We start from the raw sequence: 23,802 nt of genomic DNA, 5'->3' as shown, positions 1-23,802 counted from the left end.
TTAAGGTTGATAATCAAGCCAGGCTTTCCAGGCTTTCATTTTTGCAGCAGTGATGGCCGTTGGCCAAACCAGGAAGTAGCGCAGCTGGGTGCCTGCTTCCATGGGAATAAAAAACCCGGCGCCGCCGGCCATTAGGTACAGGATACCATCGATGTTATTGCTGACGGTCTGCGGCGTGTCGTAGATCAGTGGATCCTCCCCGAAGGTAGTGCTGTAACAGATCAGTTTTCCGCCTGCGCCAAAGGCCTGGCTGATGCCGTAGTAGCTCGGCTGGCCCGGGTTTCCCATGTAGCCGGTGGTGGCCGAAATGCTGGTATCATCGCGCTGCCGGCGCCAGTTCAACTGCCCACCATCAGAATAAGCATCGAACCGCCCTTGCCCCGCATTCGAACCGTCCTCCAGCGCTATCAGGTAATGTTGCCCCACCTGCGCCGGCATGGAGAAGCCGGCCAGGAAACTGACGCTATTGACTGCCGCCAGGCCATGGCCCGTAACCGCCAGCTGGGTGGCGGCGTCGAATATCCAGCACTTTTTGCCGTCTGCCATCGTGCCCAGCGGCAGCACCGGTGCGCCCTGCATGGTAGCAGTGCCGGGGCCGGTGATGCCTACGGACGTGGTATTGCCGGCCAGTAGGAAAACGCTGGGTTCCGGGAAGCCAGGATACGGGGGCGGCGGCACAGGCGGCGGACCTACATGGTGCTTTAAGTAGGCCATTAGATAAATTCTACGAGTGCCTGTATCCCCACCGGCCGAATAATATCGGCCCGCAGCACGTCCCCAAACGCCAGCGTTATCGGGAAGACGGCTTCCACCCCGTTTTTATACGGCGTCACCGTGTTGGCCCCCACTGACACCAGCGTCGTGTACACTCCCACGTACTTCGCGCCCACGCTAATACTACCCGTGTCGGCCGAGCCGATGGCAAAGCTCAAGCCTAACACGCGGGGGAACGTGGCGCTGATCGTTGTCCCGCTGATGGAAATATTGGTACCAGCCGTGTAGGTCGGGCCGCCACCGCCACCCACTGGGGCGTCGCTGGGTAGCTCAATCACCGGCAGGCCTGGCTCACCTTCCAGGCCGCCGCCAGCGTGACGGTAGATGCGGCCCAGATCGTTGCCGGTGGCAATGCCGGCCGCGTCGCTGACGGTGGCGGCCGTGCTCACGTAGAGGCTGCCGGCACCTTCGAACAAGACGGCCGGCCGGTCGGCACTGTAAACCATGCCCGATTTAAAGCGCACGGTGGCTGTGTTCTGGATGATGGCGGCGTAGGTCAGCGCGTAGCTGTTGCCAGGCACGTAGGTTAGGCCACTGTGGATACTAACATCTGACGTGCCACTGGCCTGGATGGCAGCGCGAAACCCGAAACTGGGCACGTTGGTGGGCTTCAGCACGGCCTTGGCGCTACCGGATGCCAGCACCAGGTAGCCGCCTCCGCTTTGGCATTCTCCTTCGAAAAAGTACTGCGCCGTTCCTGAAACGTTTACACCTACGCCACCCTGGCCGTTCATGACGCCGCGGTGATGGACTACGGCGCCGTTGCCCACAAGGATGCTGGTGCCGGGGCTGCCCTGGGAAAGCAGATCCATTTCCAGCGTCACCTTGCTGGCGGGGCCGGTGATGCTGGCGAAGCGCGACGTGCTCACATACTGGCTGCCGCCCAGCACCAAGGCGTTAACGCTCACGCCGCCGTCCGTAATGAGGGAAACCTTGATAGGAATGCCGCCGGTCAGGTAACGCACCTGGTCGCGCAGCTGCCAGGTGGCCAGGTTCAGCGGGTTCTGCAAAATCACTACGTCGCCGGCCTGCGGCAGCGTGTTCAGGTCGCTGGCGACGGGTACGGGAATGACTTGGCCGTTGCGGTAGATGCTGGCGGGTGTCGTTGCTCCGCGGGCGGTGGTCTGGTTGGTGGCCAGGTTGTAGACGACTGGCGAAATAGTGCCGTCAGCATTTTCTATGTACGCTTCTTCGGTGGCCAGGGCTCGGGCGCTGTAGGCGGGCACCAGTACGTCGGGCAGTTGGGGGTTGGCGTTGGGCGGGCTGCGCTTGACAATGCGCAGCAGGCAGCCGGCAGGCAGTTTGCCGTTGGCGGCCTGCTCCAGCGTCGTGGCGTGGCTCTGGGTGATGTTCAGCAGGCCAATGAGCTGGGCCAGCGTGGTGCCTCCCTGCAGCGGGGCGAAGCTCTTGTAGTTGAGGTCAGTGTCCAGGCCGGTGGGCGTGGGGTTGAAACTGCCGGCCCCGGCCAGCGGCAGGTCGCGCAGGATTTCCAGCAGGCGGCTCTTGTTATCGGGAAACAGGTACTGCACTACGTCGCCCTTTTTCACCGGGTAGTCTTCCAGCTGCAGCGTGGGGTAGCTGGCTATCTTCTCATCCTCGCTGCCGGAAACCTTCACCCACCGCGCCTTTACCCGGGTGGTGGTTTCGGGCTTGGCATCGGTAAAGGCGTCGACGTTACCGGTGGTGTCCCGAATGAGCTTGTATTGGGCGCTGCCCAGCGTGGCCGGCAGCGGGCCGGCAGCCAGCAGGGCGGCCAGTGTGGCCGCGTCGGTGTCATACGCCACATTGGCCAGCTGGCCAACCACGAGTACGCCGGGGCTCTGGGTGGTTAATTCTCCCAGATGCTGCAGCGGCAGCAAGCCGCCCCGGATGCCCAGCGCGCTGAGCTTGCTCCAGAAAACGACGTTATCGGCCAGGTCGCTGGCCAGCTTGCGAAAATCGGCTTCCTTAATCAGGAACTCGTCGTTATCCTTGAAAAGGTTGTTGTAAAAGGTCAGAAAGGCGCCGGGCAGCATTTTCTGCAGGAAGGGGACTATTGGGCTAGTTGCCATTATTGTACCTGGAAATTAAGTCTAAACCCACTTTTCAAAATCACTGTCTTACCAGCCAGCACGGTGGCCAGCAGCACGCCGCCCGCAGTGCGCAGCTCTACGCTGCCCCCGTTGCCCTGCTGCAGCTCCACGGCGTACTGCAGGCCCAGGCCCGACACGGCCCACGTGCCGCGGTAAGGGCGCGCACGTCGCGCCGTCTCCGCGCTGATGGTGAAGTCGTAGCCATTGCGGTTGCCGAAGGGCTGGTCGCCGGAATCGTAGCTATCCTTGAACTCGCAGGGCTGCTCGGGCGTGCCCACCAGCTGAACCTGGCCGTTCAGGTCGCGGTAGAGCAGCACCAGGCGCCGGCCCCCCAGTGTCTCCAGCCCGGCGGCCAGGCCTTCCGTATGCTTGGCCAGGGCGCCGGTGAGTTTGTGGGTGAAGCCCGAGCCGTGGCGGCCCAGGTCTTTGGGCGTGGCCTTGTAGCGCATCGAGCCGCGGGTGCTCAGCAGCTGGTACCAGGTGGCGCCGGGCTTCAGCAGCAGGGTCTGCTCGATGAGCAGGGCGCCCACCTCGGGCCAGGTGAGCAGGTTGCTGGCCTCGGTGTACCAGATGGCCTGCAGGCCGGCGATGTTCTCGTCGACCAGCTGGTTGAGGTTGCGCAGGCCGAACGGATCCGGCAACAGAGCGGACGCGGGGGTTGGAGTCGTGGCCATCTCAGCTGTGGGGGACTACCGGAATTTTCATAAGCTCCTGACGCATAGCTAAAAGCGACGCATAGCGGGACAAACCAGCCGGTTCCTGGGACAATTCAGCCGTTTTCTGGGACAAACCAGCAAGTTTCTGGGACAAATTGACTACCGAATTCGGCCGTCTTTTTCGCAGCTCCTTCGTCTTAACATTGCGCTGCACGGCCTTGCGGAGCGTCTCGTATTTGACCTCCTCCTCCCGGAAGTCGTAGCCCGCCATAAAGTCGAGGATGATGTCCCGGATCGAGGTCTTGCGACTCAGGAAGTTCCGCACCCAGGTGTAGAGCTCCTCCTTCATGGTTTCATCCACGAAGTCGTTAAACTGGAAGATAGTGTAGTCTGTCAGCTCCGTAAGCCCATACTGGTACACCGGGAAATTGCGCATGTCCAGCTGCAGCACTTCCGTACAATCTGCGCGGGAGCCAGCGTGGTGCAGCTTGCCCTTCACTTGCCGGCGCAGCATGTGGAAGAGGATCTTGCCGAAGCGGTCGGCGGTGCTGAGCAGGTACTGCTCATGCCCCAGGTGCACGTTCAAATATTTGCGCACGTAGGGCTGCACCGGGAAATCCAGGATTTTTAGTGCCATAGTTCAGTAGGAATAATCAAAGCTATGCCTGCTGACCCGTGCACAAAAGGACCTCTTACACCCCGCCAGTGCGGGAGTTTCAGAATCCAATAAGCCGAGAGGGATGTAACTATTTTTACCAACAAGCAGGGTGTTCGCGCTACCAATATAGGTGCCAATAGAGCGGATACGTTCAACTGACGCGTTATATTTACATAGATCAATGTTTACTCAGTGGATGGGCTTGCGCCTGGCCACCAACTGCAGTGCTACCGGTAGCACATCGAGGTTGCTGATGCGCGCTGCGAGCTTGTTGCGGCTCAGGTAAAGCGCCAGCGCCGCGGCCGTCAGGATCCGGGGGTTGAGCTGCTGGCCACCACTGAGCACGGCCCAGCCCTCCTCGTCGCCCAGGTGCTCGAGCAGCAGTTGGCCCGCGGTACCGGGCCGAGGCTTCCGGCGCCCTGGAGCAGCGCCGGCAGCAGTGGGCATCTTCTTCATTTGCCTGAGGGAAGAGTAGAGAGGCTAGAAAGTGGATTGAGAGCTGCCACGCGCACCGTGAAGGAATGATAGCCGTCCTTGGCATCCGTGGGGCACTTGGGGCCATTGTCGATGATGGTGATGGCGCCGGCGGCCAGCAGCGCCTCCCCTACCTTCCGAGCCATCTCCGGATGCACAGTGCTGGCCTTATGCCCAGGCTGCAGGTACTTTCGGTGATAGTCGAGGCTGAGTTCGACCGTGAGCAGTACATTCATTTATACAATCCGACGTTTGAAAATACCGTGCACGTGCGTCGGGTAGCTCAGCTCCACGCCGACATCCCGTTTTATCCGCTCCTGGATGAAGGGCACGCAGTGGGGCTTCCACATCACCAGCTCGTAGCCGGCATCCTGGATGCGTGCCGGCAGGGAAACCGGAATGCTGAAGTAGTCCTCGAGCAGCTCCCGGTTCCAGTTTTCCTGGTAAGGGTACTTCAGCAGAAACTCCGTGGCATACTTGGCCTGGTCGATAGATTGGCCGCAGCTGAGCATCAGGTCGAAGTCGGCAGCTTCTTTCGGGTAGTTCCTCTCAATTGCCGGCGCAAACTGTCGCCGTGGCTTCGCCTCACGCTCATCCCAAAACATATCCCGGATGATGATGTACTCGACGCTAGTGGCGGCCAGGCGCTTCCAAAAACCGGTCATCTTCCAATCGGCCGACTGCGAGTACATTTCGTGCAGCACCGACGAGAGCAGGACGGCACTTGTTAGCGCGCCCTTCTTGCTGGCCAGCGTGAGGTTGCTCAGCGCGTGGGCCTCGTTGCTCACGAACAGCGGCCCACCACCTACCAACGCTGCTGCCTCGGCCCGCTCAATCATCTGCTCGTCCTGGTCGAAGCCCACCAGCACCGGGTTGCCCCAGGGGTTGTTGCGATAAAGGGCCCGCAGTAAATGACCGTCCGCACACCCGTAGTCGAGCAGATAATCCAGTTTGGGCAGGTGCTCGACGAAGAACAGTTTCTGCGCGAGTGAGCCTTGCATGGCGCCGCAGTAGGTGTCGTGGTTCTGAATGGGAGCCATGGGTTAGAGTTGAAAGAACTGCGTGAGGTTTTGGGCCTTCTGGTTGATTTGGAGGTACACTGCATTCAGCGGCCCGCGGTGCATCGTTTCGGCCGCGGTCAGCTCGTCTTCGCGCAGCAGGCCGTTGAGCAGCAGCACGGCGTCGAATTCAAGCCGGAACTTCCGCAGCTTCGGCCGCTGCATTCGGTCACGTGGCCACGAGTCCTGCCGCAGCTTGCTCAGCCGCTTGAGCACCTGGTGCACTGGCCGGATGGTTTGCGCTTCGGATGGGTAGAGCGGGCCATTGTGGGTGGCTTTCATGATCTGGAAGCGCAGGTACCACTTTAGCGCGTGCAGCAGTGCTTCGGCCTGGTGAGGGGTGAGCTCAATGGTTTGATCGTGCTTGTTGCTCAGCACCGGCAGGATCAGCAGCTCCTCGTGCAGGCTCATACCAGCCGCACGCCGTTTTGCACCCACACCTCCAGCTGCGCACCGGTTTGGTTGTCGTAGATGCGCAGCTCCTTGATGGGCGAGGGCCAGGTCTTATTGAGCACCCGGGACTTAAAGCCCTTGATACCGTAGGCCATCGGATTGTCGACCTGGTAGCGGCCACTGCTGTCGAAGGAAGCGAATGACTTCTTGAAGCCGTTTTGCCACACCACCCAGGCGCGGGTAAGGGCGCTGGCAGGCCAGGAAGCTTCAGGAGCGGATGAATGGGATGTCGTAACCATTTGGAAAAGATGTAAGTGAAAAGATTTAGGGGTGCATCAGGCCCAGCTGCTCGAGGCGGGCAGCGAGGCAGAAAAGTCCTTGTTCGCCAGCGAGGCTGTTGGTTAGCGTGCGGTGGGTCCAGTGCAGCGTTTCCAGCGAGAGGCGTTTGGCCCGGTCGGAAGCCTGAACCTTGAGGCCGCGGTCCAGGTCGCGGCGCTGCTGAATTTCGCGCACGGCGGTGTCCAGGGCCTTATCCAGGGCCGTCAAGCCGCCCTTGGGCTTGTTCATTTTCCTGCCGATCCAGAGCCGGGTGCGCTCGAAGCCGTTCATGTTGCCGGCATCGAAGTAGCCCTGGCCGGCCGTTATCTCGACCCACGGCAGGCTTGGGTAGCTGTCGGGGTGGCGCTGGAAGTACCAGTAAGCCAGATCGACCCGCCGCAGCATCAGCTCGTGCATTCGGTCCCACTGGGCTTCTGGCGTCGCATCGAGCATCGGGTAGTACTGCCCTTTCCAGATGGCCAGCTTCGCCCACTGCTCCTCCATGGGGGAAAATGGCGGCAGGTGCGAGTAGAGCATCGTCCTGGTGTACTGATAAAACCGAGCGACGTAGGCCCCAGCACGCGCTCTCCGGGCCGCCGTCACGGCCTGCTCGTTTCCGGGGGTCTCCGACGCCTTGCGGGCCGCCGCGCGCCCCCTGTGCCGAGATTTCGCCGCCTGGCCGGCGTCGTGGGGGGCCGTCCCCGGTTCAATGCAGCCCTCCGGTTCCAGTAAGGGGGTTCCAGTCTCGGGGTGGAGTGGCAACTTATCCACACGCACTACTTGAAATTGGAGAGGTTTTAGTGGTTCAAGAACCTCAGTAAGCGAAAGATTCTTATGGTTGGGGTCCGAAAAAGGGGCGCCTTGGGTGCATTCGGAACCAGCCCCTACGACGCTTTTAAGGCTATCCACAGGCACTTCCCACACAAAGTCGGGGTTTATCCACACGTGGAAATTGGCACGCGTACCGCGGAACTTTCGGGCCTTAATCAGGCCGGCCAGCTGCAGCTGCTTCAGGTGGCTGCGCATAGTAACCTCTGACAGGCCCCGGCGCTCCATCAGCTTGCGGGCATTCACTGAGAGCGGCGGCAGTTGGAAGCGGCCGTTGGCATCCACCAGCGCCTCAGAAAGCACGGCCTGGCTGAGCAGGCGCTGCACCATCTGGCGCACCATCTGGATCAGCGTCAGGCCCGTTTCCTTGCCCCCATCGCACACTGCCTTAGGCCGGGTGATGATGGTGGCCTCGGGGCGGGCCTTGCCGAGCACCACATGGGCGCTGCGCTTATGCACCCGAGGCGCCTGCTGAAGGCGCAAAGTTTCGACAAGGCTGTGCCAGGACAGCCGAATGCTGTCGAGCGGAAGAAGCGTAGGACGAAGCATAAGATTGAAATGAGGTAGTAGGGTTTTGCCAATAGTGGCAGGGCTCAAAAAAATGCCTTAGGCTGGCAGCGGGCGGGTATTCCCGGTTGCCATCCGTCCGGCTAGGTACTGCCATGCAGCGCCTCCGTGCGCCCGGCCAGCACGAGCTGGCCCCTTCCCTCTCTCGATTCCCACCCTGGTGGGAACGGTCGGCTTCAACTGGCCGACGGGCGCGGTAATGTTGCAGTAGGTTGTGGGGGTGGAAATAGACCCTGGCCGGCCGCGAGGCCGACAACCGCCCCATCTTTTCCAGGGAATAAAAGCGGCTCCTCACACGAGGCAGGGAAAAACTAGGGTGGGGCGCGCTGCAGCGCGTGGGTGGCCGTGCGCATCAGTTCCTGGGCACGACCAGCATAACCAGCCGGATCAGGCCGTACACCATGGTGCCAAAGAGCGTCAGGCACCAGGCGCCCCAAATCGGGGCCACTACGGACAGCCACGGCCAGGATCCGACCGGGCCGATGTGCCCGAGCTTGAGCAGCAGCAGCACGAGCGTCAGGGTCACGAGCGCGGCGAGCAGGGCGAGGCACACTTTAAGCATGCGGCACCTCCTCTCCGACCGGCTCAAACTGCTGCTGCAGGGCCTGCTCCAGAACCTCGGCCGAGTCGTTGCCTTTCTTCGTGCGCGGGGTGTAGAAGCGCGCCACCAGCAGCTGCTCAGCTTCAGCAGAAACATCCGGCACACCACCGGGGAGGTATTTGGCCAGGGCGCGCTGGTTGTCATACTCCTCGTTCTCGATCCGCTCCCGGAATTTCAAGTCGAAGTACAGCACCACCAGCACACTGGCATCCAGCCGGGCCAGTTGCCGGCGCAGGTACTGCTCGTGCAACGTGGGCTCACTGGAGCGGTATTGTGTATCGAGGTCGGTGCCGGCTGCTCTGTCAAACCCATACTGCTGTACTAGGTACTCCAGCGTATCAATCGGGGCCTTGGAAACTCCGTAGGTGATGGCACGGGCCACAAAATGCACAAGCAGTTGCCGTGCGCCGGGCCCGTTTTGCTCCAGGCCCGTTACAAACTGCGCCCGCAGCTCCTGGGCGAGCAGCTGGTTGGTGACGCGCTTCAGGCGGTTGGCCCGAATTCTGGCCGCTTCCACTTCCTTCTTGCTCCGCTCCTGCTGCGCTATCTGGTCAGCGTCGAGCGGCTTGGCCCGGCTACTGAGCACCACGTGCTTCAGCTGCCCGGCGTCGGGGCCGTCAACCACGAGCACCTCGACAGCCCCTTTGGTGCTCGACGTGGCGGGCTGGTAGTCGTTGCGAGGTACTACGCCCGGCGTCTTGGTGTTCCACTCGGCGGTGATGCGCACCGGCGCTTTGCCGGCGTCCTGGGTTAGCTCCAGGGTGCGCCGCTCGACGAAAGCCATCTTCTTGGCTCCAAAGCAGACCGCATCCAGGCAAAAATCCTTGGCGCCTTCTTCCTCGAAGAGCAGCTGGTAAGCACCGCTCCGTTTTGGGCACGTGGTGCAGGCACCGGCAGCCGGAAGCAGCAGCTCGTCGACCTTCGGAAATGCGGCCTGGTGCAGGTCGCGCATGATTTCGCTGCTGATGTACTTGCGGACCATATCGGCCGTGTACTTCAAGCTGGTGCGGTCTTTCACAGTGTACCCGTAAGGGTCCGTGATGGAGCACGCCTTTTCCTGAGAAGCGGCCGGCAGCCGGGCCAGCTCGTGCGCGGCCACCAGCGGGAGACGGTTCTCCCGCAGGGCTACCATCCAGAAGGGAATCAGATCGGCCAGCTTGGCCCGCTGGGCGACGAAGCGCGCCGGCTTGCCCACGTGCTCGGCAATTTCCTCGACCGTGAAGTCGTTGGCCAGCAGATTAGCGAAGGCGCGGGCCTCATCAGCCGGCGACACGTTCTGGCGCTGCAGGTTCTCCAGCAGCTGGATTTCCAGGAATTGGTGGTCGGTCATCTCCCGGATGCTGGCCGGAATGTCGGCCAGGCCCGCCCGCTCCGAGGCGAAGTAGCGCCGGTGGCCGGCCGCCAGCTGGTAGCGGTCGGGGGCCAGTGGATGGGGGCGCAGGCTGATGGGCTGTAAAACGCCGTGGGCCCGTACGCTTTGCGTAAGGCCCACCATCTCATCCTCCTCATACTCGCTCCGGGTGTTTTCCACCAGATCGATATCGGCCAGCGCCACGTATTGCAGCGCGTGGTGTACCTGGGGCTGGGCGGCCGGCGTTGCCTCCACGAGGGCAACGTTAGGTCCGGTTGGGTTCGGTGCAGGAGCGTCTGCTTTCACGCGCTTAGCCAAAGTGAACCTCCTTTCCTACTTCAACGCGTGGGGCTGCGTGCTCCGCTTTTTCGGTCTGGGTGAGCTTGCGGGTGCAGCCGGCCAGCCCGATCAGGATGGCCATGGCCATGATCATGCGGCGCTGCGCCCGGTCGGCGGCCTGACGAATGGGGCAGTTGGCTCTATGCATTCCGAGCCTCCTCTCCTAACAGGGGTGGGGTCCAAGGATTAGCCAAACGGCACTCGAACGCAGATTTCACCATCCAGTAGCTTCCACTATCTGTCAACTCACCTGTGTACTCAAAACCTAGCTCTTGGTAAAGGGCCCGCGCAGCAGTGTTTGTAGGCTGTACATGCAGATACAGGCTTTTCTCCATGGAATTCGCCCAGCTGAGTGCTGCATTCGTCAGGCCTGAAGCAATACCTTCCCGGCGGCGACCTTCCAAGACAAACAGATTCCCCAGTGTGGGTGTATCTGAATCTGCGAAGACGATACTGGCAGAGCCAACAAGTTCAAAATTAAGGCTGATGGCAGCCAGGGAAACGCAATGATCGCCATCGACAGCAGTCGCTAGCAGTTCAACCAATACGGGTTTTTCGAGCTTAGCCATGTTGCTGCCCTCCTTCCCGGTGTTGCTGCAGCTGGGCGACTACGGCCGATGCCTGAGCCGATTTAGTTTGCAGTACTGCTACCACCGAATCGGCGGCGTCCACCTGCAGCCGCCGCATTACTTCCTCCTCAGTCTGCCCTCGCTCCAGAGCCGCCTCGATCATGCTGCGGTCCTTGAGCTGCCCCCAGGTGTCCAGGTGGCGCTTCACCGTTTCGCAGATGAGGTTGCTGGAAAACTTGATGACCTTCTCCGCTAGTTGCCGGCGCATCATCTGCTCATGCGCCGCCGGTGGCTCCGTCGAGCGGTCGATAAAGTCGAGGCCAATGCCGCTGGAGCATTGCTCCACGGCCGCAATGGCTACCCCGCTGCTCATCAGGAAGGCGGCCGAGCGGATCTTCGTAAACGTTGGCGGGAAATCACGACCGCCGGGATAAGCTAGTACCAGCGTGCCGACCGGAAAAGCTTCGTTCCATTGCTTCAGTTCCTTGGCTTTCATGGCGCTAGGCAGCTTCAGCAGTTCCAACAACAGCATCCTGCTCCTCAATCATCTCATGCATGCGAACCACGTGCACCTTTACCAGCGTCTGGGTGTGGCGCAGCTCGTCACTGAATTGTTCCCGCTCCTCGCGCTGCAGGGAAAGCTGCAAGCGGCGTTTCAGCGCCATGATCCGGAGCGTGTGGTTGTAGATGGCCAAGGCGTGGGCCTCGGTGGTGAGGGCGGTGAAGCCATCGACGGTGATTGAATCGGGTAAGGGCATGATGGAAAAGATGTAGGGTGAGAAAAAGCGCGATTTAGGCCGCCACGCTCATTTGCGGCTTGTTTTTGAGGTCGTTGACCGTGAAGCCCATCGACTGGCCGTAAGCCAGCAGGGCAGCCTTAGGGATGCGTTGCAGGCCCGGGGAAAACTCCAGGGCGAAGAGGTAAACCCGCTTGCCATTGAGGCCGAATTTTCCCTCGTGAATCCACTTTTTGACAGTGCGCACGCTGAAACGTGTCGCTTTAGCTACTTCCTCTGGCGTGAGGTATTCGTCGCTGGATGCCGGAGCCGCGGCCGGGGCTGGGAGCAGCTGCTGAATCTGGGAGAGCAGAGCGTCCAGATCGCCCTTGGTGGCTAGTTGATTGGCATCCATCGCGGTTCAGACTAAGCGACGCGCATCACAGACTGCGCCCCTACGGGCTGCTGCGGACGCATCAGGTAATGGAGTTCCTCGCCCAGCTGCGGGTGCCGCTGGTGCAGCACCTGGAACAGGCGGTTGTAATTGTGGGGCTCGTGAACCTCGAAGCATGCAGCATCGAGCACAGCAGATGCCACCGGCAGTTCGGCCGGGCAGACAATGCCTTGGGGGGGCTCAATGGTCAGCATCAGGCGGCCTCACTCAGGGACGGCTCAATGCCGAACAGTGGGATGATCTTGCCCTGGGGTGCCGGCAGCACGCGAAATTCATGGCGGCAGTGCTCGAGCTCCACCTCCAGGATTCCTGAGGTGATGTCTCCCCAAATCACCTCTTCACTTTCGCGGCCCTCTTCGGCTGCCGTGCGCAGGTTGGCGGGCATCGTGCCGGCCAGGTAGACGGTAAAGCCGCCGGCGTAGCGCCAGAAGCCTAAAATGGGCGCACAAAGCTGAGCGCCTTCTTGCAGCTCAGAGATGCGGATGCGTTTCCCGCTCAGCGCATGTGTAACGCTGATTGGCGGGCTGGCCAGGAGGTTCATCGGTGGAAAAGATGTGAGGTGGAGGTGTAGGAAAAAGGCTAGGCAGCCGGCCGCAGGTGGGTCGGAATTTCAAAGGCTGGGAGGGAAACCTCTACCATGGCCACCAGATCAGGTAGGTTGGCACGGCGCCCCAGGCGCACCATGGCTAGCAGGTTGGAAGGCGTTTTGTAGCCGGCCCGCACAGTCGCATCGACGGCGTCCGGAGCGAGTTGCTCGCATACCTCACCCATCAGGTGGAAGTACTTCTGCTTATCTGTCAGCATTGTGTTTGCACAGTTCTCCAGCGCAATCCCTTTATTGCGCTATCTTCCCTGTATGTAAGACAAACATACGCTGATTGAAAGACAATTGTCTATTCTATTGGGAATAAATTTTTCAATAACACGCTTACAATGACTCATTCATCTATCAATGAGCGGCTTAAGATTCTAGTAAATACCCTCGACCTGAAGATTAGAACCTTCAGCCATGAGATAAATGTCAGCGAGGCAACTACCCGCAATTATTTGGATAGAGGCTCAAAACCCAGTTCTGAATATCTTGAGAAAATAGTGCGTCGCTTTGAACGCGTCAATCCTATCTGGCTACTCACAGGAGATGGGGAAATACTTTTGAATCAAACTGCTGAAGAGCGGGCTATTTACAATACCTCTAAGAATGGGTCAGTCAATAGCATCGGCACCAACCACGGCACGGCCAGCCAGAGCCACTCTAGCGGTATGGCTGCCGGCGAGAAGCCCCCTGGCGACCTTGAAGTAGAAAACGAACGACTCCGTCAAGAGAACTCCCGATTGCTCAGCCAGCTGGCGGATAAGGAGCGAATCATCCTGCTGCTAGAGATGCAGCTGAAAAAATAACCAAGTCCCGCTTACCCCGCCCTGATTACCCCTATTGCAAGTATTGTTCACGTGCCAGGCCGCGACACGCTTTTCGCTGCCACCTATTCAACTGTACCTTCTAGTTACCGCATGAAAAACAGAACTACTGCAGCCATCATTGCCTTCTTCCTCGGGGGGTTCGGGGGACAGTTTTTTTACCTGGGCCGCGCTGGCACCGGCGTCATTTGCATCCTCTTTTGCTGGACCTTTATCCCCGCTTTCATTGCTCTTTACCACTTCATCAAGTTTCTCACGATGACGGATGAGGCTTTTAACGCCGAGTACAATGGAGGCATGAGCCCCATGGGTTACTCCAGCACCGGCGCGGGTGACGAGTTGAGTAAACTATTCGATCTGAAGGAGAAGGGCGCCATTACCGAAGACGAGTACAACGCTCGTAAGTCGCGCCTGTTGGCGTAAGCAATCCACTTGGCAGCAGTGCCGGTTTCGGCACTGCTTTCCCATGGCATGTCGCCCTGCTGACCGCATGGGCCACTTGCGGACTGTATTGAACCTTACGCCCAGTGAATTCGCCACGCTGCTCGACCTGCCTACGGGGCGCATGAAGCGCATCCTGAAGAGTCGAGCCAAGCCAAGCGTTTCCCTGCTGGCCTGCATTAGGCGGGCGCTTCCCTACATCAATCCCGACTGGCTCATTTTAGGAGAAGGGCCAGTGCTGCTGTCCAAGCCCTTTTCCGCCCCGCTCCACCACCTGTTGCCTGACCCTGGTAATTCTATCGGCACCAATCACGGCACTGCAACGCAGTCCTATACTGTCTTTTCCTGCCAGCACGAGCTGGCATTCTGCCGCACCCATGTTCACCTTCTTCTGCAAACCATTCAGGATAAAGAACGCATTATCAACCTCATTGACAATGCGGATTAGCCGCCCCTCTGGGAAAATCATCATTTGTGGCCTATGTTTGCTTGGGCCTATATATGCCTTTAGTCAGACAACGCCCGCCCCAAAGCCTACTGGGGAAGTTCGTCGGTACCTCAAAGAAGCGTCGGTACCAGCCTATAAGTCGCTCTCCGATACGATTGCGCCTACACTCTACCTAAGCAAGACGGAGAAGCTGGTGCAGGTGGACGGCTCCTCGCCCCGCTGGGTGAAAGTGCGCCGTGGTACTACGGATCTGTTCGTGTCGGAGCGATTCATCGAGCCTTTAGCTGCAGCTGGCGCTACTAATCTTAGCGGCAAAAGGGTGCGCACCATTGGCCCTGCAACCTATGCGGTTGCCAAAACAAATTCTTCTCTCATCGGGCGTGGTCGATTTCTTATGCTTGATGAGGGTGTCATTCATAGGCTAAAAGACGCCTATTACCAAGATGAACAAGGTTTGGCAATGGAGTTCGAAACGGAAGCTGCTGTGCTCAATTTTCTTGATTCATTGGGTTGGATTATCACTTCAAGTAGGCAAGAGCTGTTTCCACAAGCCGGGATGGACTTAAATACGGGTCCAAGCAGGAAGTACGCATTTGATAACGTGTACATCCTGAAGCGTAAGTCGACTGAGACGAAGTAGGTATGAAAATCACCTGGGAACTGCGCTTGGATAAGAAAACCAAGGCCGGCTTTGTCCCCATCCGCATGGTGGTGTGTTGGGATGGCCATCGTCTGCGCGAGAGTACTGGGCTGAGCGTGCGACCTGAGCACTGGGACGGCAGCTACGTGCTGAGCAAGCCCGGCTCCTTCAACACGGTCATCAACCCCAAGCTGGCCGGGCTGCGACAAGTAGCGGAGGATGCCGAACACGCGGCCGGCCGAGAGCACCGCCGGCTACTCATGGACGAGCTGGCTGGCCTGTTGCAGGCGTACCTGAAGCCGCCACCACTCGAGCCGGCACCGGCGGCCGTGCAGGAAGCTGCTAAGCCTAGGCGTGCCAAGCTGGGCCTCTTCGACGAAGGTGGTCTATACGACGAGTGGGTTGCCGAGCAGCGGGCTAAGTCCAACCAGCACAGCGGTAAGGCCACGTCGATCAATACCATCAAAGCCTACAAATCGACCCAGCAGCGGTTCCGAGCATTTGAGGAGCACCGCGGGAAGCCACTGAAGCTGGAGGAGATGGACCTGCTACGCTTCTACGAGCCCTTCCGGGAGTACGTGCGCAACACCATGGACCGCAAGCTCAACACGTTTGGCAAGTACATCAGCCACCTCAACACGTTCCTCACCTGGTGCGAAGATGACCGGGATCTGCCCGTGCACCGGCAGTCCCATAAGTTCGTCGCTCCTTCCCGCTATGTTGGCGTCGAGGCCTTGACCGAGGACGAACTGGTGCGCATTGCTACGCTGGACTTCACGGGCACCCTTCGGGAGAAGATTTACTCCCTCTGGCCAGCACCTACTTCCCGCAAAAAGGACCTCTACAAGCTGGACCTGACCATCAGTGGGCCGCGCTTCGCTGAGTACGCCTACCAGGTAGAGCTGGCTCGCGACAAGTTCCTGCAGTGCTGCTATACCGGGCTGAGTATTCAGGATGCCGATACCGTGGGCCCGGGTGACGTGCACGGCGATATCATCCGATGGGATCGGGGCAAGTCGGGCAACTCCTGCCACATTCCGTACTACGACGATACGCTATTCAAGCCGGTGGCCCTGGCGGCCAAGTACGCTGGCCAGAGTGAGCAGCTGGTACCGCGCTGTCCGAAGGTCAACGCGTACCTGAAGCTGATTGCCCAGCTGGCCGGCGTTACCCGGGTAGGCGTGTCGACCAAGATCGGCCGCAAAACCTTTGTCACCCTAAAATTATTTCAGGGTGTACCCAGCCGGATGGTGATGATGGCCACGGGCCACACCACCGAGGCCAGCTTCAACCACTACGTCGGTGTCGACGTGCTGGCTCTGGTCAACCAATACAAAAAGCATGGACCCAATCGGGCGGCATAACGAGCCGTTGGGGGGGGCAGAAAAGGGGGGCAGTTTGGGGGGCAGGTTTTTCCTGCGTTTGCAAGCGTTTGCAAGCTGATCCGCGTTTTTGGCACTGGCAGGGCGTAAACGCTGGAAAACGCTGGAAAACGCGAACAGTAATTTCTTCCTAGCGCGACCACCATCAATCCCGATAACCAACTAAAAAACAGTTAGTTATCGGGATTTTTTTGTTTTACGGGTCAGCTAACGGGACAAGACTCAGCTTTATCTCCTCCCAAGCCAGTTTGGTGAGAGCTTATGGCAGCATGCACCTGCTGGAGTGCATACGCGGTACCAAATGGCAGTTAAGACCGGGTAGATAAGGGTGAGGTGGTCTAGCCAAAGCTGAGGTGGTCTAGGCAAGACGGACAGAAGAAGGACGTATATTTCTTCTGTTATGGCAACCAAAATCAGCGGGACGTCGCCCGACAAACGGCGTAAGTACGACGAAGCTTTCAAGGTCGAAGCGCTGCGCCTGGCTTCTGAAAGCCGCAGCACGCAGGCCGCGGCTTTCAGAAGCCAGGCATCAGCCCCAAGCTGCTCTACCGCTGGCAGCAAGCGCAGCTCGTGGCCGAGGTGGGCAGTGTGGAAGTGGCCCGGGACCCGGAAGTACGAGCCCTGCGTGCGGCCAACAAGCGGCTGGCGCAGGAGCTCGACATTTAAAAAAAAGCCTTGGTCATCTTCGGCCAGCCGCCCCCGTGAGCACCTACCGCTACATCGCCCAGCGGGCCAGCCAGGCCCCGGTGCGCCAGCTCTGCCAGGTGCTGCACGTGGCCCCGGCCGCGTATTACGCCTGGCAGCGCCACCGGCAGCAGCCCAGGGCCGAGCCGGCCTGGCAAGTAGCGGTGCGCGAGTGCTTTGCCTACCACAGCCAGCGCCATGGCACACGGCGACTGCGGGCCGAAGTGCAGGCCCAAGGCCATGCGGTGGGCCGCTGGCGCATCCGCCGCGTGCTCAAAGCCCACGGCCTGCGGGCCCAGCAGCCCCGCTCGTTTGTACCCCGCACCACCGATTCCGACCCGGCCATGCGCGCCGTCCCCAACCGCTTGCTCGGCCAGCCGGCCCCCACGGCCCCGAACCGAGTCTGGGTGGGTGACATCACCTATTTGCCGCGCCAAGGCGGGGGCTGGCTCTACCTGGCCGTGTGGCTTGACCGCTGCTCGCGCAAAATCGTCGGCTGGGACGTGCGCGACACGATGCCGGAGGACCTAGTCAGCGAGGCCCTGCGGCGCGCCCTCGCCGTGCGTCGGCCCCCGGCGGGGCTCCTCGTTCACTCCGACTGAGGTGGTCTAGAAAATGTGGACAGAATAGGGTGGTATCTTTCCTTCGTCATGAACGAGACGCCAAAACCCGACAAACGCCGCAAGTACGACGCGGCCTTCCGCGCCGAAGCCTTGCGCCTGGCTGAGCAAAGCCGCTCGGCCCAAGCCGCTGCCCGCGCCTTGAACATCGACCCGAAGCGCATCTACCAGTGGCAAAAAGCTGCCCAAACGCCGGTAGCGGCGGCGTTAGGCGCGACCTTGGGCCCCGATACAGCCGCCGAACTGCGCCAGCTGCGGGCCCTGGCCCGGCGACAGGCGCAGGAACTGGATATTTAAAAAAAAGCCATCGCCAGCAAACGCCGGAGGCGCGTTATCTCGCAGACGCCGAACCAATGAGCCGCTACCGCTTCATTGCCGCCGAGCGCGGCCATTACCCCGTGCGGCGGCTCTGCCAGGTGCTGGGCGTGCCGGCCAGCGGCTTTTATGCCTGGCAACAGGGCCAGCAGCGGGCGGTGGGGCGCCCGAAGACGCCGGCCTGGGAAACGGCGCTGGTCAAGGTTTTCGGCGGGCATAAACGCCGCTACGGCACACGCCGGCTGCAGGTGGCGCTGCGGGAAAAAGGGCACCGACTGGGCCGCCAGCGCCTGCGCACGGCCATGCGTCGGCGGGGCCTGCACGCCTTGCAGCCCAAGGCCTACACCCCGCGCACCACCGACTCGACCCACGGGCTGCGCTGCGCCCCCAACCGGCTGCTCGACCAGCCCAAGCCGACCCAGGCCAACCGGGTCTGGGTCTCGGATATCACCTATTTGCCGCTAGCCAGCGGCTGCTGGGCCTATTTATGCGCGTTTCAGGATGTGGCCAGTAAGCACGTCGTGGGCTGGCACGTGGCGGCCACCATGCCTGAAGAGTTGGTCACCACGGCGTTGCAGCGGGCCTTTTTGGCCCAACCGCCCACGCCTGGGCTGGTCGTTCATTCCGACCGTGGCGGACAGTACTGCGGCAAGGCCTACCGGCAACTGCTGCACGAGCACGGGGCCCTGCGCTCGCAGAGCCGCCGCGGCGACTGCTACGACAATGCGCAAGCCGAGAGCCTGTGGTCACGCCTCAAAACGGAGGTGCTCGAACTCCGCGAGTGGCCCGTGTTTGCCGACCTGGCCGACGCGCAAGCCAGCGTCGCCGACTATTTTGACTACTACAATCACGACCGGCTGCACTCCAGCATCGGCTATCACACCCCCTATCGCACTCACCAACAGCTTCTTCAAACTACTGCCCTAAACTGTCCTGCCTAATCGGACCACCTCAAGTCTCCATTGGCCACCGAGTACGGCCGGCAGCGCCTGGTCATGGCCGCGCTGCGTATCACGCAGGGCACCCACTTAATGCCCAAGCCATACGAGCAGATGCTACTTGAACAATTCGTGTGGGCGACTTAACGCCGGACGAGGTAATAGCCCACTTGGAAGCCCAAGAGCGCGAGTAAAATTGCTTGACGTACTTTCTTTTCCATTTTCTGAGTGGACCCCGAGTAGGCTAAGGGAGGTCGATAAAGAAGGTTGTGCCCTCGTTTTCGCGGCTTTCGACCCGGATTTTGCCGCCGTGCAGGCGCACAATCTGTTGGGTGATAAAGAGGCCCAAGCCGGTGGTGCCTTCCGCGTAGAGGCCGTTGCGGGCGGCGGCACTGAACTTGTCGAAGATGTGCGCCTGCAACGCTGGGGCAATGCCCACGCCGGTATCCTGCACCGTGAGGCACGGCCGACCGGCCGGCTCTTCCAGGCGGACAAGTACCTGGCCCCCGGTCGGGGTGAACTTTAGGGCATTGGTGAGCAGGTTGGTCACGACCCGGCTGAACTTGTTAGGGTTCAGTTGCGCGGTCAGGGTGTGCGGCGGCAGCTCCAATACCAAGTCAATCCCTTTTTCCTGCGCGGCGAGGCGGTGCACGGTCAGTTGCGTGTCCAGAAAGGCGTTGAAGTTGGTGGGCTCCTTTTTTAGCTGGGTCGCGTCCAGTTCCCCGAGGTAGAGCACATCCTGGAGCAGGGCACCGGCCTCGTTGCAGGATTGCTCAATCAACTGTAGAAACTTGGAGGCTTCCGGTTCCTCACTGGTCGCGGCGCGGCGCAGCAGATCGGTCAGCATCTGAATATTAGCAATGGGGGCTTTCAGGTCGTGGGCCGCCAAGTGCATGATGGTCTCCTGCGTGTCGTAGAGGCGCTTGAGGGACGCTTCTAACTCCTTATGCGCGGTGGTGTCGATGAGGGTGGTATAGCCCAGCTCTTCGCCGTCGTCCGGGAACAGAATGGAGTGGACCTGGCACCAGAAGGAAGAACCGTCCGCCCGCACTAAGCAGGTGTCGAAGGTGAAATTCGGGATGCGGTGGTCCCAGAGGCGCTCATGCAGGTGGTCCCAGTCGGCGCGGTAGTGCGGGTGGGCAAACTCGAGGATGCGCCGGCCCTCCACTTCGTCGGGGCGGGTGAAGCCGAGCATGGCCGCCAGCGCCAGGTTGGCTTGGCGGATGACCAAATCGGGGTTGATGATTTTCTGGCCCAGCGGCGAATTCTCGAACACGGTGCGGAAGCGCACTTGGCTTTGCTCGTACCTGTCGTCCTTTGCCTTCTTTTTGGCCACCGTCGTCCGGTCGGCCTGCAGCTGCTTGATTTGCTCGCGCAGGGCCTCGTTTTCGGCCCGTAGGGAGCTAGACTTGGCCTTGGGCGTGTGGTTCGGGGGCATCGTAGCTAGTGGGGAAGGAATAGGTAAAGTACGCGCCTGCTCACAGAGTAGCTGAAAAAAAACCAACCCCGCATTTTCGGGGGCGTTAGAAGGAGTCGAAAAATCCTCCAATACTCAGGCGTTCATTGGGTGGCCTTTCAGCTGATGCCGCCGTTGTTCACCTTCTTAAACGTGCCGTAGTCCTAATCGAAATCGTGCAGGGAGTTTATCCTCTTCAGCTCCCGGGTCCAGGTGTTCGTCCGGTCATTCTGTTCCCGCTACTCCGCCAGCAACTGCTGCAGCAAGGCGGCCGCCGGCGAGTTGCTGCCAAACTCGTTGCCATCCACATCGACGTCCACTTGCCGGCCTGGAGTAGTGGGCCCGCCCTGCAGGTAGCCGCGCAGCCGGCGGGCCTCCAGGTACTGCGCCATCTGGGTCACCTTCGGGTCGGCCCGCATCCACTCCGGAATCACGTACTCATTCTCGTGCACCAGACCCACCACGGCGAAGCCCTCGGCATCAAGCAGCTTGCCGCTGGGCGCCACCTGCAGCCCGGCCAGGTCGGTGGTCCCGCCGCCAGCCCACTGACTTCCTCTAACAGTAACAGCCGGATCCTGCCCTTACCAGACTCCGCCAGGGTGAACAGGTACGCGATGGCCGGCAGGGCAAGGCTTTTCTGCCGCCGGCAACCCCGGGGCAAGAGCAGAAGACAGTCGCGCGGCGCACAGTATAACCGGCTGCAGGTGAAGGTTATCAAGCCGCCGGGATTCTCCGATTCAGTGTTGGCACTGATGCGGGCCCCGGTGGGAAAGAATAGTTTTAGTGCACCGGGGCCGTACGCCTGCGGCCTTGACAGGTCCCGCGTTCTGGCTTGGTACTTCACCCATTCCCTTCCCGCTCATGGCTCCTTCAACCTCCCTGTCCGATCGGCTCAACCTCTCGACCGATTTTATCAAAGCCGGGGCTCCCAACCGCTCCGGCCACGCCATTACGCCCACGCACATCACCATCCACAACACGGCCAATGCCAAAAGTGGGGCTGATGCGCGCATGCACGCCCAGTACGTAAAAGGAGCCGACGCCCAGCAGCGCCTCGTTTCCTGGCACTTCACCGTGGATGATGAGCGCTGCGTGCAGCACCTGCCCCTTCACGAGCGGGGCATGCACGCCGGCACCGGCCTGGGCAATGCCAGCAGCATTGGCATCGAGATCTGTGAACACGCCGGCATCGACCAGGCCGCCGCCAACCAGCGGGCCGCCCTGCTTACGGCCGCGCTGCTCCAGCGCCTGGGCATCGGAATAGCGCACGTCGTACCGCACCAGCACTGGTCAGGAAAAAAATGCCCGCATCTGCTGCTGGATTCAAAAGGCGGTATTAGCGGATTCTTAAAGCTGGTGAAAGCAGAGCTGGCGGCGCTGCCGGCCTCGGCAGCCCTGGCGGGGGCCATGTCCTCGAATGGGCACTCCCCCGCCAAGGCCGCCCCGGCGCGGGACAATACCCCCGCCATGGCCACGGCTCCCGCGCCCACCGACCAGCTATTTGCCCTCGACGCCGAAGGAACCAGCCAGGATACTGTTCGCAGCACCAACTGTATTACCGTAGCGCTGACCAGTAAGTCAACGAGCAAAAAGGCCACTGGCAACAGCTACGTACTCGACGCGCGGCCGGATACACTGGATTTTCGCGATACCTTGTTCACGCCTACTCTGCGCGAAGTGTCCGCTACCCGACCGCTGGCGGAATACCAGAAGATAGCCAAGCACTACGGCGTACCGGTGCTCGACCAGGGGCGGGAAGGGGCCTGCACGGGCTTTGCCCTGGCCACCGTGGCCAATTACCTGCTCGGGCAGCGCGCCCAGCCCTGCCAGCCCGTTTCGGCCCGGATGCTCTACGACATGGCCCGCCGCTACGACGAGTGGGAAGGCGAAGGCTACGAGGGCTCGAGCGCGCGCGGCGCCATCAAAGGCTGGCACAAGCACGGCGTGTGCGCCGAGCAGGACTGGCCCAGCAGTGGGAGTCCCACCGGCCACCGGCTTACGGGGCAGTTGGCGCAGGCCGCCGGGCGCTGCCCGCTCGGCGCCTATTTCCGCGTCAACCACAAAGACCTGGTAAGCATGCACAATGCCCTGGCCGAGGTGGGCGTGCTCTACGCCACGGGCATCGTGCACGACGGCTGGGAGCGGGTGAGTGCTTCGGGCCGCATTGAGGTGGAAAAAAAGCGGCTCGGGGGCCACGCTTTCGCCATCGTTGGCTACGACGAGCGGGGGTTCTGGCTGCAAAACTCCTGGGGGCCCGGTTGGGGCAAGGATGGGTTTGCGCACCTGACGTACGACGACTGGCTGGCTCACGGCACCGACGTGTGGGTCGTGCGCCTGGGGGTGCCGCTGCAGCTGCGCACGGCCCAGGGCGTGGCCGCCGCCCGCTGGAATGGGGCCGTCAGATCCAACGCCTACGGCTTTTCCGACCTGCGTCCCCACGTCATCAGCCTGGGTAACGACGGTACTCTGCGCTCGACCGGCACCTTCGGCAACGACGAGGAGGAAGTGCGCCACCTGCTGCTGGAGGAGTTTCCGGTCATCACCAAGAGCTGGAAGCGCAAACGCCTGCTCATTTACGCCCATGGCGGCCTCGTGGGCGAAGATGAGGCGCTGCAGCGCGTGGCGGAGTACCGCGTCGAGCTGCTCAAGCACGAAGTGTATCCATTGGCTATTATCTGGAAGAGCGACCTGTGGACCACGCTCACCAACCTGCTGCAGGATGCCCAGCGCCGCCGCCGGCCGGAAGGCTTCCTCGACGGCGCACTGGACTTTGTGCTGGACCGCCTCGACGACTTTCTGGAGCCCGTGGCCCGCAACGTGGGCGGCCGCTCGCTCTGGCAGGAGATGAAGGAGAACGGGCAGCTGGCCACGCTCCGTGGCGAGGGAGGACTGCGCCTCGTGCTCCACTACCTAATGGATTTATTGCAGCGCGAGAACGTGGAGCTGCACCTGGTCAGCCACAGCGCGGGCGCCATCGTGCTGGCGCCTTTTGCCCAACTGCTTACCACCCGGGGCAAGGTCGCTGACGGGCCCATGGCCGGCCAGCAGGGCTTCGGGCAGCGGGTCGCCAGCTGCACCTTCTGGGCGCCGGCCATCACCACCGAGCTGTTCCTGGCAACGTACGCGCCCGCCATTACGGCCGGTACGATTGACCGGGCTTCGGTGTTTGCCCTGCACGACGCCGTGGAGCAGGACGACCACTGTGCCAACGTCTACCACAAGTCCTTGCTCTACCTGGTTTCTAACGCGTTTGAAACGACCTCCGTGCGGCAGCCCTTCCTCCACGACCGCGGCACGCCCCTGCTCGGCATGGCCAAATTCGTGTTGGCGGGCAGCAAGTTTGCCGACAAGCAGGTGGTGAACCTGATTTCCAGCAAGCAGCTTGAGCTGGTGCTGACTCCCAACATTGATGCCCGAATTCCCACCACGGAACAGTCGGCCAGTCGCCACCACGGCGACTTTGACGACGACGAGCTGACGGTGAAAGCGACCCTGGCGCGTATTCTGGGGCCAGGGCCGGCCATGCAGGTACTGAAGAAGGAGCCCGCGGCCCTGAACATCTTCCGCAGTGGCGAAAGCCGGCTGCAGCAAGTACGGCAGGATTTGCCCGCGGCGGTGGGACGGTAAGGCAGCT

31 protein-coding genes are annotated in these 23,802 nt (G+C 61.1%); 9 read left to right on the top strand and 22 right to left on the bottom strand.

The features are described from left to right. The 20 genes from ABD842_RS19865 to ABD842_RS19770 form a co-directional block, all read right to left on the bottom strand. Positions 1-714, bottom strand: a complete 714-nt coding sequence (locus ABD842_RS19865) for a hypothetical protein (protein WP_345117696.1) — start codon at positions 712-714, stop codon at positions 1-3. After that, a complete protein-coding gene (locus tag ABD842_RS19860) occupies positions 714-2,789 on the bottom strand; it encodes a hypothetical protein (RefSeq protein ID WP_345117694.1) in 2,076 nt (691 codons plus the stop codon). The genes ABD842_RS19865 and ABD842_RS19860 overlap by 1 nt, the downstream gene beginning before the upstream one ends. A 35-nt stretch (positions 2,790-2,824) precedes the next feature. Then, positions 2,825-3,520 (bottom strand): hypothetical protein, encoded by a 696-nt coding sequence (locus ABD842_RS19855; RefSeq protein ID WP_345117692.1) that lies wholly within the window; start codon positions 3,518-3,520, stop codon positions 2,825-2,827. Position 3,521: 1 nt separating this feature from the next. Then, entirely contained in the window at positions 3,522-4,139 is a 618-nt protein-coding gene (locus ABD842_RS19850) for a hypothetical protein (protein ID WP_345117690.1), read from the bottom strand. 210 nt (positions 4,140-4,349) lie between these two features. Then, a complete protein-coding gene (locus ABD842_RS19845; RefSeq protein WP_345117688.1) occupies positions 4,350-4,616 on the bottom strand; it encodes a hypothetical protein in 267 nt (88 codons plus the stop codon). Further along, positions 4,613-4,780 carry a hypothetical protein gene (locus tag ABD842_RS19840; RefSeq protein ID WP_345117686.1) on the bottom strand — a complete coding sequence of 56 codons (168 nt, stop codon included), beginning with the start codon at positions 4,778-4,780 and terminating at the stop codon, positions 4,613-4,615. The genes ABD842_RS19845 and ABD842_RS19840 overlap by 4 nt, the downstream gene beginning before the upstream one ends. A gap of 90 nt (positions 4,781-4,870) precedes the next feature. Further along, positions 4,871-5,674 carry a class I SAM-dependent methyltransferase gene (locus tag ABD842_RS19835; RefSeq protein ID WP_345117684.1) on the bottom strand — a complete coding sequence of 268 codons (804 nt, stop codon included), beginning with the start codon at positions 5,672-5,674 and terminating at the stop codon, positions 4,871-4,873. Positions 5,675-5,677: 3 nt separating this feature from the next. After that, positions 5,678-6,103 (bottom strand): hypothetical protein, encoded by a 426-nt coding sequence (locus tag ABD842_RS19830; protein ID WP_345117682.1) that lies wholly within the window; start codon positions 6,101-6,103, stop codon positions 5,678-5,680. Continuing rightward, positions 6,100-6,384 (bottom strand): hypothetical protein, encoded by a 285-nt coding sequence (locus tag ABD842_RS19825; protein ID WP_345117680.1) that lies wholly within the window; start codon positions 6,382-6,384, stop codon positions 6,100-6,102. Before ABD842_RS19825 ends, ABD842_RS19830 begins: the two co-directional genes overlap by 4 nt. 25 nt (positions 6,385-6,409) lie before the next feature. Beyond that, entirely contained in the window at positions 6,410-7,780 is a 1,371-nt protein-coding gene (locus ABD842_RS19820) for a hypothetical protein (RefSeq protein ID WP_345117678.1), read from the bottom strand. A 370-nt stretch (positions 7,781-8,150) separates the two neighbouring features. Beyond that, on the bottom strand, positions 8,151-8,324 hold the full coding sequence (locus ABD842_RS19815; protein ID WP_345117677.1) for a hypothetical protein: 174 nt from the start codon (positions 8,322-8,324) through the stop codon (positions 8,151-8,153). 28 nt (positions 8,325-8,352) lie between these two features. Continuing rightward, positions 8,353-10,005, bottom strand: a complete 1,653-nt coding sequence (locus tag ABD842_RS19810) for a ParB/RepB/Spo0J family partition protein (protein ID WP_345117675.1) — start codon at positions 10,003-10,005, stop codon at positions 8,353-8,355. A gap of 55 nt (positions 10,006-10,060) precedes the next feature. Beyond that, the gene (locus ABD842_RS19805) at positions 10,061-10,237 is read right to left on the bottom strand and encodes a hypothetical protein (protein WP_345117673.1); all 177 of its coding nucleotides are present in this window, start codon (positions 10,235-10,237) and stop codon (positions 10,061-10,063) included. Then, positions 10,230-10,658, bottom strand: coding sequence for a GNAT family N-acetyltransferase (locus ABD842_RS19800; protein WP_345117671.1), 429 nt, complete (start codon positions 10,656-10,658; stop codon positions 10,230-10,232). Before ABD842_RS19800 ends, ABD842_RS19805 begins: the two co-directional genes overlap by 8 nt. After that, the gene (locus ABD842_RS19795) at positions 10,651-11,154 is read right to left on the bottom strand and encodes a hypothetical protein (RefSeq protein WP_345117669.1); all 504 of its coding nucleotides are present in this window, start codon (positions 11,152-11,154) and stop codon (positions 10,651-10,653) included. The genes ABD842_RS19800 and ABD842_RS19795 overlap by 8 nt, the downstream gene beginning before the upstream one ends. A 4-nt stretch (positions 11,155-11,158) precedes the next feature. After that, positions 11,159-11,416 (bottom strand): hypothetical protein, encoded by a 258-nt coding sequence (locus tag ABD842_RS19790; protein ID WP_345117667.1) that lies wholly within the window; start codon positions 11,414-11,416, stop codon positions 11,159-11,161. Positions 11,417-11,450: 34 nt separating this feature from the next. Further along, entirely contained in the window at positions 11,451-11,789 is a 339-nt protein-coding gene (locus tag ABD842_RS19785; RefSeq protein WP_345117665.1) for a helix-turn-helix domain-containing protein, read from the bottom strand. A gap of 11 nt (positions 11,790-11,800) precedes the next feature. Then, the gene (locus ABD842_RS19780) at positions 11,801-12,022 is read right to left on the bottom strand and encodes a hypothetical protein (protein WP_345117663.1); all 222 of its coding nucleotides are present in this window, start codon (positions 12,020-12,022) and stop codon (positions 11,801-11,803) included. Further along, positions 12,022-12,369, bottom strand: a complete 348-nt coding sequence (locus tag ABD842_RS19775) for a hypothetical protein (protein WP_345117661.1) — start codon at positions 12,367-12,369, stop codon at positions 12,022-12,024. Before ABD842_RS19775 ends, ABD842_RS19780 begins: the two co-directional genes overlap by 1 nt. Before the next feature lie 38 nt (positions 12,370-12,407). Then, complete coding sequence (locus ABD842_RS19770; RefSeq protein WP_345117659.1) at positions 12,408-12,632, bottom strand: hypothetical protein; 225 nt, start codon at positions 12,630-12,632, stop codon at positions 12,408-12,410. Positions 12,633-12,761: 129 nt separating this feature from the next. On the opposite strand from ABD842_RS19770, the gene ABD842_RS19765 reads away from it, so the two are divergent. The 8 genes from ABD842_RS19765 to ABD842_RS19730 all read left to right on the top strand — a co-directional run bounded on the left by ABD842_RS19765 (position 12,762) and on the right by ABD842_RS19730 (position 18,715). Further along, complete coding sequence (locus ABD842_RS19765; protein ID WP_345117657.1) at positions 12,762-13,226, top strand: hypothetical protein; 465 nt, start codon at positions 12,762-12,764, stop codon at positions 13,224-13,226. A 111-nt stretch (positions 13,227-13,337) separates the two neighbouring features. After that, positions 13,338-13,667, top strand: coding sequence for an NINE protein (locus ABD842_RS19760; RefSeq protein ID WP_345117655.1), 330 nt, complete (start codon positions 13,338-13,340; stop codon positions 13,665-13,667). A gap of 142 nt (positions 13,668-13,809) precedes the next feature. Continuing rightward, complete coding sequence (locus ABD842_RS19755; protein ID WP_345117653.1) at positions 13,810-14,133, top strand: hypothetical protein; 324 nt, start codon at positions 13,810-13,812, stop codon at positions 14,131-14,133. After that, positions 14,063-14,773 (top strand): hypothetical protein, encoded by a 711-nt coding sequence (locus tag ABD842_RS19750; protein ID WP_345117651.1) that lies wholly within the window; start codon positions 14,063-14,065, stop codon positions 14,771-14,773. Before ABD842_RS19755 ends, ABD842_RS19750 begins: the two co-directional genes overlap by 71 nt. A gap of 2 nt (positions 14,774-14,775) precedes the next feature. Further along, a complete protein-coding gene (locus tag ABD842_RS19745; RefSeq protein ID WP_345117649.1) occupies positions 14,776-16,137 on the top strand; it encodes a phage integrase SAM-like domain-containing protein in 1,362 nt (453 codons plus the stop codon). Between the two features lie 404 nt (positions 16,138-16,541). Beyond that, positions 16,542-17,441, top strand: coding sequence for an IS3 family transposase (locus ABD842_RS19740; RefSeq protein ID WP_345117763.1), 900 nt, complete (start codon positions 16,542-16,544; stop codon positions 17,439-17,441). Positions 17,442-17,489: 48 nt separating this feature from the next. After that, positions 17,490-17,756 (top strand): transposase, encoded by a 267-nt coding sequence (locus ABD842_RS19735; protein WP_345117647.1) that lies wholly within the window; start codon positions 17,490-17,492, stop codon positions 17,754-17,756. Positions 17,757-17,812: 56 nt separating this feature from the next. Continuing rightward, a complete protein-coding gene (locus ABD842_RS19730) occupies positions 17,813-18,715 on the top strand; it encodes an IS3 family transposase (RefSeq protein WP_345117645.1) in 903 nt (300 codons plus the stop codon). Positions 18,716-18,956: 241 nt separating this feature from the next. Here the strand turns inward: ABD842_RS19730 and ABD842_RS19725 are convergent, their stop codons facing one another. Beyond that, positions 18,957-20,150 carry a PAS domain-containing sensor histidine kinase gene (locus ABD842_RS19725; protein WP_345117643.1) on the bottom strand — a complete coding sequence of 398 codons (1,194 nt, stop codon included), beginning with the start codon at positions 20,148-20,150 and terminating at the stop codon, positions 18,957-18,959. Positions 20,151-20,407: 257 nt separating this feature from the next. After that, on the bottom strand, positions 20,408-20,674 hold the full coding sequence (locus tag ABD842_RS19720) for a hypothetical protein (protein ID WP_345117642.1): 267 nt from the start codon (positions 20,672-20,674) through the stop codon (positions 20,408-20,410). 355 nt (positions 20,675-21,029) lie between these two features. On the opposite strand from ABD842_RS19720, the gene ABD842_RS19715 reads away from it, so the two are divergent. Further along, positions 21,030-23,795, top strand: coding sequence for an N-acetylmuramoyl-L-alanine amidase (locus tag ABD842_RS19715; protein ID WP_345117641.1), 2,766 nt, complete (start codon positions 21,030-21,032; stop codon positions 23,793-23,795). Positions 23,796-23,802: the final 7 nt, after the last annotated feature.

The sequence above is a fragment of the Hymenobacter algoricola genome (assembly GCF_039539525.1).
In the GTDB taxonomy this organism is placed as follows: domain Bacteria; phylum Bacteroidota; class Bacteroidia; order Cytophagales; family Hymenobacteraceae; genus Hymenobacter; species Hymenobacter algoricola.
Note: the sequence above shows the minus strand (reverse complement) of the source record. Positions and strands in the feature narration are given on the sequence as shown.

Bases quoted from the DNA above. Each gene is read 5' to 3' on its own strand.
- ABD842_RS19865 (WP_345117696.1), bottom strand. From the start codon at position 714: ATGGCCTACTTAAAGCACCATGTAGGTCCGCCGCCTGTGCCGCCGCCC.
- ABD842_RS19860 (WP_345117694.1), bottom strand. From the start codon at position 2,789: ATGCTGCCCGGCGCCTTTCTGACCTTTTACAACAACCTTTTCAAGGAT.
- ABD842_RS19855 (WP_345117692.1), bottom strand. From the start codon at position 3,520: ATGGCCACGACTCCAACCCCCGCGTCCGCTCTGTTGCCGGATCCGTTC.
- ABD842_RS19850 (WP_345117690.1), bottom strand. From the start codon at position 4,139: ATGGCACTAAAAATCCTGGATTTCCCGGTGCAGCCCTACGTGCGCAAA.
- ABD842_RS19845 (WP_345117688.1), bottom strand. From the start codon at position 4,616: ATGAAGAAGATGCCCACTGCTGCCGGCGCTGCTCCAGGGCGCCGGAAG.
- ABD842_RS19840 (WP_345117686.1), bottom strand. From the start codon at position 4,780: ATGGCTCGGAAGGTAGGGGAGGCGCTGCTGGCCGCCGGCGCCATCACC.
- ABD842_RS19835 (WP_345117684.1), bottom strand. From the start codon at position 5,674: ATGGCTCCCATTCAGAACCACGACACCTACTGCGGCGCCATGCAAGGC.
- ABD842_RS19830 (WP_345117682.1), bottom strand. From the start codon at position 6,103: ATGAGCCTGCACGAGGAGCTGCTGATCCTGCCGGTGCTGAGCAACAAG.
- ABD842_RS19825 (WP_345117680.1), bottom strand. From the start codon at position 6,384: ATGGTTACGACATCCCATTCATCCGCTCCTGAAGCTTCCTGGCCTGCC.
- ABD842_RS19820 (WP_345117678.1), bottom strand. From the start codon at position 7,780: ATGCTTCGTCCTACGCTTCTTCCGCTCGACAGCATTCGGCTGTCCTGG.
- ABD842_RS19805 (WP_345117673.1), bottom strand. From the start codon at position 10,237: ATGCATAGAGCCAACTGCCCCATTCGTCAGGCCGCCGACCGGGCGCAG.
- ABD842_RS19800 (WP_345117671.1), bottom strand. From the start codon at position 10,658: ATGGCTAAGCTCGAAAAACCCGTATTGGTTGAACTGCTAGCGACTGCT.
- ABD842_RS19795 (WP_345117669.1), bottom strand. From the start codon at position 11,154: ATGAAAGCCAAGGAACTGAAGCAATGGAACGAAGCTTTTCCGGTCGGC.
- ABD842_RS19790 (WP_345117667.1), bottom strand. From the start codon at position 11,416: ATGCCCTTACCCGATTCAATCACCGTCGATGGCTTCACCGCCCTCACC.
- ABD842_RS19785 (WP_345117665.1), bottom strand. From the start codon at position 11,789: ATGGATGCCAATCAACTAGCCACCAAGGGCGATCTGGACGCTCTGCTC.
- ABD842_RS19780 (WP_345117663.1), bottom strand. From the start codon at position 12,022: ATGCTGACCATTGAGCCCCCCCAAGGCATTGTCTGCCCGGCCGAACTG.
- ABD842_RS19775 (WP_345117661.1), bottom strand. From the start codon at position 12,369: ATGAACCTCCTGGCCAGCCCGCCAATCAGCGTTACACATGCGCTGAGC.
- ABD842_RS19770 (WP_345117659.1), bottom strand. From the start codon at position 12,632: ATGCTGACAGATAAGCAGAAGTACTTCCACCTGATGGGTGAGGTATGC.
- ABD842_RS19765 (WP_345117657.1), top strand. From the start codon at position 12,762: ATGACTCATTCATCTATCAATGAGCGGCTTAAGATTCTAGTAAATACC.
- ABD842_RS19760 (WP_345117655.1), top strand. From the start codon at position 13,338: ATGAAAAACAGAACTACTGCAGCCATCATTGCCTTCTTCCTCGGGGGG.
- ABD842_RS19755 (WP_345117653.1), top strand. From the start codon at position 13,810: ATGAAGCGCATCCTGAAGAGTCGAGCCAAGCCAAGCGTTTCCCTGCTG.
- ABD842_RS19750 (WP_345117651.1), top strand. From the start codon at position 14,063: ATGTTCACCTTCTTCTGCAAACCATTCAGGATAAAGAACGCATTATCA.
- ABD842_RS19745 (WP_345117649.1), top strand. From the start codon at position 14,776: ATGAAAATCACCTGGGAACTGCGCTTGGATAAGAAAACCAAGGCCGGC.
- ABD842_RS19735 (WP_345117647.1), top strand. From the start codon at position 17,490: ATGAACGAGACGCCAAAACCCGACAAACGCCGCAAGTACGACGCGGCC.
- ABD842_RS19730 (WP_345117645.1), top strand. From the start codon at position 17,813: ATGAGCCGCTACCGCTTCATTGCCGCCGAGCGCGGCCATTACCCCGTG.
- ABD842_RS19725 (WP_345117643.1), bottom strand. From the start codon at position 20,150: ATGCCCCCGAACCACACGCCCAAGGCCAAGTCTAGCTCCCTACGGGCC.
- ABD842_RS19715 (WP_345117641.1), top strand. From the start codon at position 21,030: ATGGCTCCTTCAACCTCCCTGTCCGATCGGCTCAACCTCTCGACCGAT.